Annotated in this window: 12 protein-coding genes; 7 read left to right on the forward strand and 5 right to left on the reverse strand. The window is 20.7% G+C overall.

Annotated features, from left to right (window positions below):
• The 4 genes from leuC to dapA all read left to right on the forward strand — a co-directional run bounded on the left by leuC (window position 1) and on the right by dapA (window position 3,647).
• Window positions 1-1,398 (forward strand): 3-isopropylmalate dehydratase large subunit, encoded by a 1,398-nt coding sequence (gene leuC, locus GJT81_RS00280; RefSeq protein WP_169785363.1) that lies wholly within the window; start codon window positions 1-3, stop codon window positions 1,396-1,398.
• Between the two features lies 1 nt (window position 1,399).
• Window positions 1,400-2,002 (forward strand): 3-isopropylmalate dehydratase small subunit, encoded by a 603-nt coding sequence (gene leuD, locus GJT81_RS00285; RefSeq protein WP_169785364.1) that lies wholly within the window; start codon window positions 1,400-1,402, stop codon window positions 2,000-2,002.
• Window positions 2,003-2,017: 15 nt separating this feature from the next.
• The gene (locus GJT81_RS00290; RefSeq protein WP_211080530.1) at window positions 2,018-2,674 is read left to right on the forward strand and encodes a nucleoside monophosphate kinase; all 657 of its coding nucleotides are present in this window, start codon (window positions 2,018-2,020) and stop codon (window positions 2,672-2,674) included.
• Window positions 2,675-2,768: 94 nt separating this feature from the next.
• On the forward strand, window positions 2,769-3,647 hold the full coding sequence (dapA, locus tag GJT81_RS00295; RefSeq protein WP_169785365.1) for a 4-hydroxy-tetrahydrodipicolinate synthase: 879 nt from the start codon (window positions 2,769-2,771) through the stop codon (window positions 3,645-3,647).
• On the opposite strand, the gene glyS is transcribed toward dapA, so the two are convergent.
• Window positions 3,639-5,711 (reverse strand): glycine--tRNA ligase subunit beta, encoded by a 2,073-nt coding sequence (gene glyS / locus GJT81_RS00300; RefSeq protein WP_169785366.1) that lies wholly within the window; start codon window positions 5,709-5,711, stop codon window positions 3,639-3,641. The two genes, dapA and glyS, sit on opposite strands and share 9 nt — an antisense overlap.
• Before the next feature lie 15 nt (window positions 5,712-5,726).
• On the reverse strand, window positions 5,727-6,605 hold the full coding sequence (gene glyQ / locus GJT81_RS00305; protein ID WP_169785367.1) for a glycine--tRNA ligase subunit alpha: 879 nt from the start codon (window positions 6,603-6,605) through the stop codon (window positions 5,727-5,729).
• A gap of 170 nt (window positions 6,606-6,775) precedes the next feature.
• Here glyQ and GJT81_RS00310 point away from each other — a divergent pair, with 170 nt between their 5' ends.
• Genes GJT81_RS00310 through GJT81_RS00320 form a run of 3 tightly spaced genes read left to right on the forward strand, consistent with a single transcriptional unit; the run spans window position 6,776 to window position 9,042 of the window.
• Window positions 6,776-7,705, forward strand: coding sequence for a cation diffusion facilitator family transporter (locus GJT81_RS00310; protein WP_169785368.1), 930 nt, complete (start codon window positions 6,776-6,778; stop codon window positions 7,703-7,705).
• Window positions 7,706-7,750: 45 nt separating this feature from the next.
• Entirely contained in the window at window positions 7,751-8,713 is a 963-nt protein-coding gene (gene pfkA, locus GJT81_RS00315; protein ID WP_169785369.1) for a 6-phosphofructokinase, read from the forward strand.
• Window positions 8,714-8,748: 35 nt separating this feature from the next.
• On the forward strand, window positions 8,749-9,042 hold the full coding sequence (locus GJT81_RS00320; protein ID WP_169785370.1) for a hypothetical protein: 294 nt from the start codon (window positions 8,749-8,751) through the stop codon (window positions 9,040-9,042).
• Window positions 9,043-9,071: 29 nt separating this feature from the next.
• Here GJT81_RS00320 and dapB read toward each other — a convergent pair whose 3' ends face one another.
• The 3 genes from dapB to ileS all read right to left on the reverse strand — a co-directional run bounded on the left by dapB (window position 9,072) and on the right by ileS (window position 13,186).
• Window positions 9,072-9,851 carry a 4-hydroxy-tetrahydrodipicolinate reductase gene (gene dapB, locus GJT81_RS00325; protein ID WP_169785371.1) on the reverse strand — a complete coding sequence of 260 codons (780 nt, stop codon included), beginning with the start codon at window positions 9,849-9,851 and terminating at the stop codon, window positions 9,072-9,074.
• An 83-nt stretch (window positions 9,852-9,934) separates the two neighbouring features.
• Entirely contained in the window at window positions 9,935-10,381 is a 447-nt protein-coding gene (lspA, locus tag GJT81_RS00330) for a signal peptidase II (protein ID WP_169785372.1), read from the reverse strand.
• A gap of 27 nt (window positions 10,382-10,408) precedes the next feature.
• The gene (gene ileS / locus GJT81_RS00335; protein ID WP_169785373.1) at window positions 10,409-13,186 is read right to left on the reverse strand and encodes an isoleucine--tRNA ligase; all 2,778 of its coding nucleotides are present in this window, start codon (window positions 13,184-13,186) and stop codon (window positions 10,409-10,411) included.
• Window positions 13,187-13,394 lie beyond the last annotated feature (208 nt).

A 13,394-nucleotide genomic window follows, 5' to 3' on the forward strand; every position in this document is an offset into this window, starting at 1 on the left:
ATGGGAAAAACATTATACGAAAAAATATATGATCGTCATGTTATTTGTAAATTAAAAAATAATATAAAAATATTGTATATTGACAGGCATTACATTCATGAAGTAACTTCTCCACAAGCTTTTCAAGCATTACGTGAGAAAAAAAGAATAGTTTATAGACCTAATAAAACGTTTGCAACAATGGATCATAATGTATCTACAAAAATCAAAGATATTAATGGTTCTGGTATTATAGCAAAAAAACAAATGGAAATATTAATCAAAAATTGTCAAGAATTTAATATTGAATTATATGATATAAATCATCCATATCAAGGAATAGTTCATGTTATTGGTCCAGAACAGGGAATTACTTTACCAGGAATGATTATTGTTTGTGGAGATTCACATACTTCAACTCATGGTGCATTTGGAGCATTATCTTTCGGAATAGGTACATCAGAAGTCGAACATGTTTTAGCAACACAAACTTTAAAACAAAAACGTTTTCATAGCATGTTAATAAAAATTATTGGTAAAATACCCAAAAAAATTACTGCAAAAGATATTATTCTTTCTGTAATTAAAAAAATAGGAATTAGTGGTTGTAATGGGTATATTGTAGAATTTTCAGGTAATGTTATAAAAAAATTAAGTATGGAAAGTAGAATGACAATATGTAATATGACTATTGAAATGGGTGCTAAATCAGGTTTAATTGCTCCAGATAATATTACTTTTGAATATTTAAAAAATAAAAATTTAGCTCCTAAAGGAATTTTATGGAAAGAAGCTATAAATTTTTGGAAAACATTATATAGTGATCATGATGCAATTTTTAATAAAATTATTACTATTGATATTTCTAAAATTGCACCTCAAGTTACTTGGGGTATTAACCCAGAACAATCCATAGATATAAATAGATCTATTCCTTTAATTAATTCATTTAAAGAATTATCTAAAAAAAAAACAGCAAAAAAAGCTTTAAAATATATGGATTTACAAGAAGGTATGAAATTAACTGATGTTTATATTGATAAAGTATTTATTGGCTCTTGTACAAATTCTAGAATTGAAGATTTAAGATTAGCTTCTAAGATAATTAATGGATATAAAATATCAAATAATGTTAAAGCAATAGTAGTACCAGGATCTAATATGGTTAAAAAACAAGCAGAATTAGAAGGATTAGATAAAATTTTTATAAATTCTGGATTCGAATGGAGATTACCTGGATGTTCTATGTGCTTAGGAATGAATGGTGATATTTTATTTCCTGGAGAACGTTGTGCTTCTACAAGTAACAGAAATTTTGAAGGACGTCAAGGAAGAAATAGTCGCACTCATTTAGTTAGTCCTACTATGGCAGCTGCAGCAGCTATATGTGGACATTTTATAGATATAAGATATTTTTAAAATGAAAAATTATTCTTTACAATATAGTGGTATTGTTGCTCCTTTTGATATGTCAAATATTGATACAGATGCAATTATACCAAAACAATTTTTACAAAAAAATGAAAAAATAGGATTCGGAAATCATTTATTTCATAATTGGAGATATATTGATAATGATGGATATTTTCCTAATCCAAATTTTATTTTGAATAAGAAACAATTTCAAAATGCTACCATTTTACTAACTAGAGATAATTTTGGTTGTGGTTCATCACGTGAACATGCTCCATGGTCATTAATAGATTTTGGTTTTCACACAATTATTGCATCAAGTTATGCTGATATATTTTATAATAATGCAATAAATAATAAATTATTATTAATAGTATTAGATAATAAAATTATTAATGAATTGTTTTATATAACACAACAACATCCTGGTATTACTTTTATTATAGATTTACGGTCTCAAAAAATTATTTCTGGTGTACAATCTTTTAATTTTAAAATTAATAAATATTTAAAAGATTATATCATAAGTGATTTAGATCAAATAGATTTAACTATGAAACATATTAATAAAATAATCATGTTTGAAAAAAAATATTTTAATTTTTTTTAAAAAATTTGAGAATCTATGATGCGTATAATTTTATTAGGACCACCAGGATCAGGTAAAGGTACTTATGCTAAATTTATATCAGAAAAATATAATTTATCAAATATTTGTATAGGTAATATATTACGTAATTACATTATAAATAATAATTCTATTTTATCTAATAAAATAAAAAAGTTTATTAATCGTGGATTAATGATTCCTGATAACATTATAATTGAAATTATTAAAAAAAAAATACTAAGTTCAAACTGTAAAAAAGGATTTTTATTGGATGGTTATCCAAGAAATATTATACAAGCTAATATATTACAAAAAGAAAATATAAATATAGATAAAGTAATAGAATTATATATTCCAGAAAGTAAAATTATAGAAAGAATAATTGGTCGTAGAATTCATGAATCTTCAGGTAGAACATATCATATAATTTTTAATCCACCTAGAATACCAGGAAAAGATGATATAACAGGCGAAAATTTAATTATGAGAACAGATGATAATAAAAAAACAATTATTAATCGTTTAAAAGAATATATTAAAAAAACAAAACCATTAATTAATTATTATATTAATAAATCATTAAGTAAAAAATTTTTTTATATTAAAATAGATAATACCGATTGTATTTTAAATGTTCAAAACAGAATAAATTTATTTTTACAAAAAAAATAATTTTTTTTAATTAAATGAATCTATTAATATAGTTTATTTTTTTAAAATTTTTTAGTATAATAAACTATTATTTATTTTCAATGGATTATTTATAATGTTCACCGGAAATATTGTAGCTCTTATTACACCAATGGATATTAAAGGTAATATTTGTAGAATAAGTTTAAAAAAACTTATTGAATATCATATTAAAAGTGGTACAAAAGCTATAGTTATTATGGGTACTACAGGTGAATCTGCTACATTAAATTATAATGAACATATAAAAATGATAATGCTAGCAATAGATTTTGCAAAAAATAGGATTCCAATTATAGCGGGAACAGGATTTAATTCAACATCAAAATGTATATCAATTACATCAAAATTAGAGAATTCAGGTATTATAGGTTGTCTCAGTGTAACACCATATTATAATCGTCCTACACAAGAAGGTTTATATCAACATTTTAAAGTTATTGCAAATAATACTAAATTACCACAAATATTATATAATGTTCCAGTTAGAACTGGTTGTGATTTACTACCAAAAACAATAGGACGTTTATCTAAAATAAAAAATATAATTGGTATTAAAGAAGCAACTGGAAATTTATCACGTATTAATAAAATTAAACGTTTAGTACATGATTCTTTTTATTTAATTAGTGGTGATGATTCTACTGCTTTAGAATTTATGAAATTAGGTGGTCATGGTATTATCTCTGTTACAGCTAATATTGCTGCTTTAGAAATGAGTAAATTTTATAATTATATAAAAAAAAAACAATGGATTAAAGCAGAAATATTAAATGAAAAATTAATAAATTTACATAATATATTATTTATAGAATCAAATCCAATACCCATTAAATGGGCTGCTAAAAGAATTGGTTTAATAAATAATGATACAATGAGATTACCTATGACATCAATATCTAAAAAAAATAAAATAATAATAGAAGTAATATTAAAACAATTAAAATTAATATAATTGATTTATATTAAATACTTTTAGAAAAAATTGATTAATTTTATTAAGAATAGTAATTCTATTTGTTTTTATTTTTATATTTTTAATATCTATTATAACATTTTTAAAAAAATTATTTATAGGATAATATAATTCTGATAATATTAATAAAATATTATAATATTCATTATCTTTAATTTTTAATAAGAAAATTTTTGATAATTTTAATAAATGATTAGATAATATTATTTCTTCTTTTTCTTTTAAAAGATATAAATTTACTTCTTTTTTAATAAAATATTTATATTTTAGTAAAATTTTATTTATTCTTTTACAAGTATAAATTAAAAGTTTACTTTGTTTTTTTTCTTTTTGTAAAAATAAGCTTAGTGCTTTAATTCTAATATCTATTATTAATGGTTTATTAATGATATTTGTTAATACTGCTTTAATAATATTTTTTTGGTATCCTAATGATATATACCAATTTTGACATCTATTAATTATAAACTTCATTAAGTCATTGATAATATTTTTATTATTAAAACTTCTATTATATAGAGACATTGATACTTTTATTAATTTTAATAAATTTAAATTTAATTTATTATTAATTATAATTTTTATTATAACTAAGGCAATTCTTTTTAATGCAAATGGATCTTTACTACTTGTAGGAAATAAAGATATACCAAAAATACCAACTAAAGTATCAATTTTATCAGATAAAAATAATACACAAGAAGTTACATTATGAGGTATTTTATCATTCAATTTATATTGATATTGTTCTTTTATAGATATACAAACATCTATATTTTCTCCATTATATTTCGCATAATACATTCCAATAATACCCTGTAGTTCAGGAAATTCATGAACCATTGTTGTAGCTAAATCACATTTAGCTAATTGACTAGCTCTAATACAATTATTTACATTAGCTTTAATTTTAATCGCTATATATTTAGATAATTTTGTTAAACGTATAGTTTTATCTAATAAATTACCTAAATCTTTTTGAAAAATAATATTTTGTAATTTATTTACATACTGTTCAAGTTTTTTTTTAGAATCATTTTTAAAAAAAAATTGAGCATCTTCAAATCTTGATTTAATTACTTTTTCATTTCCTTGAATAATTAAATCATTATTTTGAGATTCAACATTAGATATAAAAATAAAATTTGGTAAAAGATTTTTATCTATATCATATAAAGGAATATATCTTTGATATTTTATCATAATATATTCTAGTATTTTACTAGGTAATGACAAAAATTTAGAATCAAATTTAGCTGATAATATTACTGGCCATTCTACCATGGATGTTAATTCTTCTAAAAAACTATTTGATAAATTTACTGATCCATTTAAGGAATAAGCAATTTTTTTTATATTGTTTAATATTTTATTTTTACGTTTTAAAAAATCGACAATTACATTTCCTTTATCTAAAAGAAATTGTTCGTATTGATCTGCATTTTCTAAAATAATTTTTGATTTACTTATAAAACGATGTCCAAATATAATTTTACTAGATTTTATATTTAAAATATTGATTTTTATATTTTTATTACCTAAAAAAACTATTATAGTTCTTATAGGTCTAATAAATTTTAGATTATATTTATTTATAAAATTCCAATACATTAAATTAGGTAAAGAAAAATCTTTTAAAGAATTCATTATCATTTGTGTTAATAAGTATTTAATATTAACCCCTTTAATTTGTTTATTATAAAATAAATAATTACATTTTATAAAAATTTTTTTTATATCTTTGATTTGATATTTTTTAATCCAATGTTTTACAATGTTAATTGAAAATATATTTTTATTGTTAAAACTAGATATATTAGGTCCTTTAATTTTTAAAATATAATTTAATTGTACTGTATTTAAATAAGATACTTGAATTGCAATTCTTCTAGGAGTAGCAAACCATACAATTTTTTTATATAAAAAATTGTTTTTTTTTAATTCATTTTTAAAATTATCAAAAATTATTTGAACTGTTTTTAATAAATATTGAGAAGGAATATCTTCTATACCTATCTCTAATAATAAAGTTTCTTTTTTCATAATAAATAATATTTCCTATTTTATATAATTATAATATTTTTCCACAACTAATTTAGTCATATTTCTTAATTTTAAAATATACCTTTGTCGTTCAGTATTAGATAAAAATCTACGAGATTCTAATAAGTTAAAACAATGAGAGGCTTTTAAAACTTTGTCATAAGCTGGAAAAATTAATGGATTTTTTAAATTTAATAAAAAAGTAACTTCTTTTTCATAATATTTAAAAGATTTTATAAGAAATTTAATATTTGCATAATTAAAATTATAATCAGATTGTTCAAATTCATTTTGTTTTAAAATATCACCATAAGTAATAAAATTATTTTTATTTTTACTCCATACCAAATTAAAAATATTTTCTACTTGTTGAATATACATACCTAACCTTTCTAAACCATAGGTAATTTCTCCTGTTATTGGATTACATAATAAACCACCAATTTGTTGAAAATATGTAAATTGAGTTATTTCCATTCCATTTATCCATATTTCCCAACCTACTCCACTAGCTCCAAGGGTAGGATTTTCCCAATTATCTTCTACAAAACGAATATCATTTTTAACTAAGTTTAATTTTAATGTTTGTAATGATTTTAAATATAATTCTTGAATATTATGTGGTGGTGGTTTCATTATAACTTGAAATTGATAATATTGTTGTAATCTATTAGGATGTTTTCCATATCTTCCATCACAAGGTCTTCTAGATAATTGTATATATGCAACATTTTTAATTTCAGATCCTATAGCATACAAACATGTCATTGGATGTGAAGTACCAGCACCTACTTCTGTGTCTATTGGTTGTAATATACAACATCCCTGTTGTGCCCAATATTTTTGTAAAATAAATATCATTCCTTGAAAAGTTTTTTCATTTAAATTATTCATTTTTTTATATTATTTAAATTTATTTTTGAATTTATTATTAGAATAAAAAATTCTAATTTAACATATTTATTATAGAATAAATATTAATGTTAAAGTAAACTATAATTTATATAAAAAATATTAATTTTTCATTTACTAAATTTAAAAAATTCATAGGAATAAAAACAAACATGAATGTTAAAGCAGAAAAAATAATTAAAAAAAATCAATATACTAATTTAGTTACTAAAGCAACAAATTTAGCTATTTTATTATCTTTAACATTATTAATAATGAAAATATTAGCTTGGTGGTATACTAAATCTATTAGTATGTTAGCTGCATGTATAGATTCTTTAGTAGATATTACTTCTTCAACTATTAACTTATTCATTATATTTTATTCATTACGTCCAGCAGATTCAGAACATACTTTTGGTCATGGTAAAGCTGAATCATTATCAGCATTAGCACAAAGTATGTTTATTTCAGGATCAACTTTATTTTTATGTTTAAATAGTATTAAATATTTATCTAATCCTGAAAAATTACATTATCCAATGATTGGAATATTAGTAATAATAATTTCATTTTTTTTAACTTTAATATTAGTTATATTTCAAAAAAAAGTTATATATAAAACAAATAGCCAAGCAACACATGCTGACATGATACATTATGAATCAGATATATTAATTAATAGTGCAATTTTAATTGCTTTAGTTTTAAATTATTTTGGAATACATAGAGCAGATTCATTAATAGCATTAATAGTAGGTTTATTTATATTTTATAATGCATTTAAAATTGGATATAAAGCAATTCAATCTTTATTAGATCAAGCTTTACCTAATAAAGAAAAAAAAATAATAATAAATTTAGTCAGTTCATGGCCAGGAGTAAAAGGTGCACATCAATTAAAAACTAGAAAATCTGGTCCAACACGTTTTATTCAATTACATTTAGTATTAGATGATTATTTACCTTTATTAGAATCACATTCTATTGCAGAACAAATAGAAATAGCTTTAAACGAAAAATTTCCTAATGCAGATATAATAATACATCAAGATCCATATTCAGTTGTTTCAGAACAATATAAAGGATATTTTAAAAATTAACAATATAATTTTAATTCAAATATTTAAAACAAAAAAGAGGTTTATATGATTAATAAAATAGGAATTCTCACTAGTGGTGGTGATTCACCAGGAATGAATGCTGCTATTAGAGGAATTGTAAGAACTGCAATAGGTAATAATATTGAAGTATTTGGAATATATGATGGTTATTTAGGATTATGTAGCAATAATATAAAAAAATTAAATAGACATAGTGTATCAGATATTATTAATAGAGGTGGTACTTTTTTAGGTTCTGCAAGATTTCCACAATTTAAATATCTTAAAATACGTAAGTTAGCTATTAAAAATATGCAAAATTATGGTATTAATGCTTTAGTAGTTATTGGTGGAGATGGTTCTTATATGGGTGCAAAATCTTTAACAGAAATGGGATTTCCATGTATTGGGATACCAGGAACTATTGATAATGATGTAGTAGGTACAGATTATAGTATTGGATACTTTACAGCATTAGAAACAGTTGTTCAAGCAATTGATCGTTTACGAGATACTTCTTCATCTCATCAAAGAATATCATTAGTAGAAATAATGGGCCGATATTGTGGAGATTTAACTTTAGCTGCTGCTATTGCTGGAGGATGTGAATTTATTGTTTTACCTGAAATACCTTACAATCAAAATGATTTAGTGGATGAAATTAAATTAGGAATAGACAAAGGTAAAAAACATGCTATAGTATTAATTACAGAATATATTTGTGATATTAATAAATTAGCAAAGTTTATTGAAACCAAAATAAAACGTGAAACAAGAACAACTGTATTAGGTCATATTCAAAGAGGAGGTTCTCCTGTTGCGTATGATCGTATTTTAGCTTCTCGTATGGGTGCATATTCAGTAGAATTATTATGTAAAGGATATGGTGGTAAATGTATAGGAGTTATAAATGGTAAAATGGTTCATAATGATATTATTTATGCTATTAAAAAAATGCAAAGAGTTTTCAATAATGATTTATTAGATACTGCTAAAAAATTATATTAAATTTTAATTTAAAAATATAATTATTTGAGAACACAATGAATAAAATAAAAATTTTTAAAAGAAATATAACAGGAAAAAAAACAAATAAATGGTTACGTATTAATGGTAAAATACCAGCCATAATATATGGTAATAAAAAAAAAGAAATACCTATTTTTATTAAAAATAAAGATTTATTAAGTATAAATCATTATTTATTAAATAACAAATATCAGATATTACAATTAGTTGATGAAAATAATAGACTCATTAGAGTTAAAATTTCTGGTATTCAATATCATCCTTATCAACTAACTAAAATATATCATATGGATTTTTTAAGGTTATAAGTAAATTATAAAAAATAATATTTAATTTTTTATAGTTCTAAAACATCACACATATCATATATTCCTTTTTTTTGGATATTAGAAATCCATACAGCAGCTTTTAAAGCTCCTTCAGCAAAAGTTAATCTATTAGAAGCTTTATGTATTAATTCAATTTGCTCGCCGATAGAAGATAAAATTATTTGATGTTCACCATAAATATCACCAGCTCTTATAGAATGACAATTAACTTTATTAAAAATTTTATGATTGAAATAATTTGAAATAATATTTTTTATAGATAATGCTGTTCCTGAAGGACAATCTATTTTATTTTTATGATGTTTTTCAATAATATCAATATCTATAATATTTTTTTGTTTATTAAAAATTTTAGATATATTTTTTAATATTGTAAATATTATATTAATTCCTATACTAAAATTAGATGACATAACAATACCAATTTTATTAGACATTTTTTTTATTTGTATTTTTTCTTTTTCAGTAAAACCAGTTGTACCAATAACAATATTTTTATTATATTGACTACAAATATTAATATAATTTAATGTTGATTTAGGATTTGTAAAATCAATTAATGTATCAAAATCATCTATTATGTTTATAATATTATCTTGTATATATAAATTATATAATATATTTTTATTAAATGTGTATTGAATATTATCATTAATTACTAATGATTTTTTAGATTCTAAAATACCATTTAAAACACAATTATATTGATTTTGATTTATAATTGTTAATAAATTTTTTCCCATACGACCATTAATACCAGATATAGCTAGACGAACTTTATTTTTCATATTATAACAACCTATTAATAAATATTAATTTTTTGAAAATCATAATTATTATTAATTTAAATTATATTTAAAATAATTTAAATTTAATAAATAATTAAAAATATAACACCAATAACTATTGAGATATCAGCTAAATTAAAAATAGGATAATGAAAATTTCCTATATGCACATCAATAAAATCTATAACAAAACCATTAATAATTCGATTAATTAAATTACCTAATAATCCTGCAATAACTAAATTATACATAAAAATTATAGATTTCTGTTTTATATTTTTATAATATAATATAATTAATATTAAAATATTGAAAAATAAAATAATTAAATTATATTTATTTGATTCACCAAAAATTCCAAATATTATACCATAATTCTTAATATAATATAAATTTAAATAAGAATTAATATAATAAGATTCATATAAATTAAATTTTTGAAAAATAAAAAATTTACTTATTAAATCAATGAATATTATAATACTTATAATTATTAAATTTAAATAATTATTTATTTTAAAATATTTCATAAATATTATTATAGTAATATTTAAATATTAAACAAAAAAACGTATTTCGCCAGTTCCTTCAACGTTCTGTATACAACGATTACAAATATTATTAGTAAGTTTAATATAATAATACCAACATCTTAAACATTTTTTTCCAATAACTTTTGTGATTTTAAATTTACTTATTAATTTATTATTACAATTATTTTTATATTCTATAATAGTAACAGAAGAAACTAATAAAAAAAATTTTAATTCATTACCTAATAACAGTAATTTATTATAAATATTTGTATTTAGATATAAAATAATATTTGCTTCTAAAGAACTACCTATAATATTTTTTTCTCTTGCATTTTCAATAATTTTATTTATTTCAATTTTTACTTTAAATAAATTTTCCCAATAATTATTATTCATCTTTTCATAGGAAGATAATTCAAATAATCCAGAATACCATTCTTCTGTAAATACATATTTTGATCTTTTACCAGGTATATAATTCCATATTTCATCTGCAGTAAAAGACAATATAGGTGTTATCCATCTTACTAATGATTCAATTATTAAATATAATGCAGTTTGACTACTTAATCTAGCTATACTATTTTTTTTAAAAGTATATAGTCTATCTTTAATAATTTCTAAATAAAAAGAACCCATGTCAATAGAACAAAATTTGACTATTTTTTTTATTACATTTTGTATATTATAATTATTATAATTATTAATTATATAATTTTGTGTTAATTTAGTTTTATTTATAATCCATCTATCTAATATTAACATATTTGTTTCTTGCAACATATTTTTTTCAGGAATAAACTCATCTAAATTAGATAATAAAAATCTTGCTGTATTACGAATACGTCTATAAATTTCTGTAGTTTTATTTAAAATATTTTCCGAAATACAAATATCATTAGAATAATCAGTTAAAGATACCCATAGTCTTAATATATCACTACCTAATAAATTTATTATTTTTTGAGGATGAATAATATTACCTAAAGATTTAGACATTTTTTTACCTTGATTATCAACAGTAAATCCATGACTAATTACTGTTTTATATGGTGCTTTATTTTCTATTGAAGTAGAAATTATCAATGAAGAAATAAACCAACCTCTATATTGATCAGATCCTTCTAAATAAACATCAATTTTTTCTTTATTTAAATATTTTATATTTGAAATAACTGAATAATAAGTAGATCCAGAATCAAACCAAACATCTAATACATCTAGTACTTTTTCATAATTTATTGCATCTGTACCTAAAAAGTTTGTTATATCTAAATCCCACCATGACTGTATTCCTTTTTTTTCTATAATTTTTGCTATAGATTCTATTAAGTTGATAGAATCATGATGTATTTTTTGTGTTTTTTTATGAATGAATAATGGGATTGGGACACCCCAAAAACGTTGGCGAGATATACACCAATCTGGTCTATTAATTAACATAGTATGCATCCTATTAAAACCCCAATTAGGCATCCATACTACTTTTTTCATAGTTTTTAATGTTAAATCTCTAAGTTTATTTTTATCCATACCAATAAACCATTGAGGTGTAGCTTTAAAAATAACAGGTATTTTATGACGCCAACAATATGGATAACTATGTAAATAATTTTCTGATAAAAATAATGATTTTTTTTTAATTAAAATTAATTGAATGATTTTATCAGAATTAAATATATTAATATAATCTAAATTAGGATGGATCCCTTTCATAAAAAATCCTTTTTTATTAATTATATTTATTCCTTTAATGTTATTTTTAATACATATATTATAATCATCTAAACCATAATTTGGAGCAATATGAACAATTCCTGTTCCTGAATTTTCCGAAATATAATTAGTAATAATTAATGGTGTAGAGTTATTATTCATAGGATGATATAAAAAAATATTTTTAAAAAAAGATCCTTTAATTTCACCTAATATATTCCATTCCAAAATTTTGGATTTTTGCATTATTTTTTTAACTAATTTTTTAGCAATAATTATAATTTCATTATTAATTTTAATTAGTTGATATTTAATATTAGGATGTATCGCTACAGCTTTATTAGCAGGTATTGTCCATGGTGTTGTTGTCCATATTAATAATGAAATATTAAAATCATTTTTTATATTATAAAAAGATTTTAAAAAATCAATATTAATAATTTTAAATTTTACGTATAATGACAATGATTTTTTATTTACATAATCTACTTCTGCTTCGGCTAAAGAAGAACAACAAGAAGTACACCAATGTACTGGTTTTTCTCCTTTATATATATGATTATTTTGTAATATTTTACTAAAGGTTCTAATAATGTTAGCTTCTGTTTTAAAATCCATAGTTAAATATGGATTTTCCCAATCAGCTAAAACACCTAATCTAATAAAATCTTTTTTTTGTTTTTTTATTTGTTTTAATGCATATTTTCTACATTCTAATCTTAATTTTGATTGAGAAATTTTTTTGTTTAATATATTTAAATTTTGTTCTACTTTTTGTTCTATAGGCAAACCATGACAATCCCATCCTGGAATAAACGGAGTGCTATATCCATTCATATTTTTAGATTTAATAATAATATCTTTTAAAATTTTATTAAAAGCATGTCCAAGATGAATATTACCATTAGCATACGGTGGTCCATCATGTAAAATAAAAAATTTTTTTTCTTTTTTAGAATCAAGTATTTTCTGATATAAATTATCATTTTCCCATTTTTTTAATGTAATTAATTCATTTATAGCAAGATTTGCTTTCATTGGAAATTTAGTATTTGGTAAATTTAAATTGAATCTATTTTTCATATTATAAATATTTCCTGAAAAAATATATTTTTAATTATAAAATAATTAATAAATATTATTTATTTATATATAAATTTATTATTTATAATAATTTTTAATGAATATTATCATATATTATTATATGTAATTAAATTAAATTTGAATTCATAAAAAATTTCTTTTATTAAAGATAATTTTTTAGATATACTGTAATAAAAATTTATATAAT

Origin of the sequence: Enterobacteriaceae endosymbiont of Plateumaris consimilis (assembly GCF_012563145.1) — a bacterium.
Taxonomy (GTDB): domain Bacteria; phylum Pseudomonadota; class Gammaproteobacteria; order Enterobacterales; family Enterobacteriaceae.

Bases quoted from the DNA above. Each gene is read 5' to 3' on its own strand.
- ileS (WP_169785373.1), bottom strand. From the start codon at position 13,186: ATGAAAAATAGATTCAATTTAAATTTACCAAATACTAAATTTCCAATG.
- dapB (WP_169785371.1), bottom strand. From the start codon at position 9,851: ATGAAAAATAAAGTTCGTCTAGCTATATCTGGTATTAATGGTCGTATG.
- lspA (WP_169785372.1), bottom strand. From the start codon at position 10,381: ATGAAATATTTTAAAATAAATAATTATTTAAATTTAATAATTATAAGT.
- GJT81_RS00290 (WP_211080530.1), top strand. From the start codon at position 2,018: ATGATGCGTATAATTTTATTAGGACCACCAGGATCAGGTAAAGGTACT.
- leuD (WP_169785364.1), top strand. From the start codon at position 1,400: ATGAAAAATTATTCTTTACAATATAGTGGTATTGTTGCTCCTTTTGAT.
- leuC (WP_169785363.1), top strand. From the start codon at position 1: ATGGGAAAAACATTATACGAAAAAATATATGATCGTCATGTTATTTGT.
- glyQ (WP_169785367.1), bottom strand. From the start codon at position 6,605: ATGAATAATTTAAATGAAAAAACTTTTCAAGGAATGATATTTATTTTA.
- GJT81_RS00320 (WP_169785370.1), top strand. From the start codon at position 8,749: ATGAATAAAATAAAAATTTTTAAAAGAAATATAACAGGAAAAAAAACA.
- dapA (WP_169785365.1), top strand. From the start codon at position 2,769: ATGTTCACCGGAAATATTGTAGCTCTTATTACACCAATGGATATTAAA.
- glyS (WP_169785366.1), bottom strand. From the start codon at position 5,711: ATGAAAAAAGAAACTTTATTATTAGAGATAGGTATAGAAGATATTCCT.
- pfkA (WP_169785369.1), top strand. From the start codon at position 7,751: ATGATTAATAAAATAGGAATTCTCACTAGTGGTGGTGATTCACCAGGA.
- GJT81_RS00310 (WP_169785368.1), top strand. From the start codon at position 6,776: ATGAATGTTAAAGCAGAAAAAATAATTAAAAAAAATCAATATACTAAT.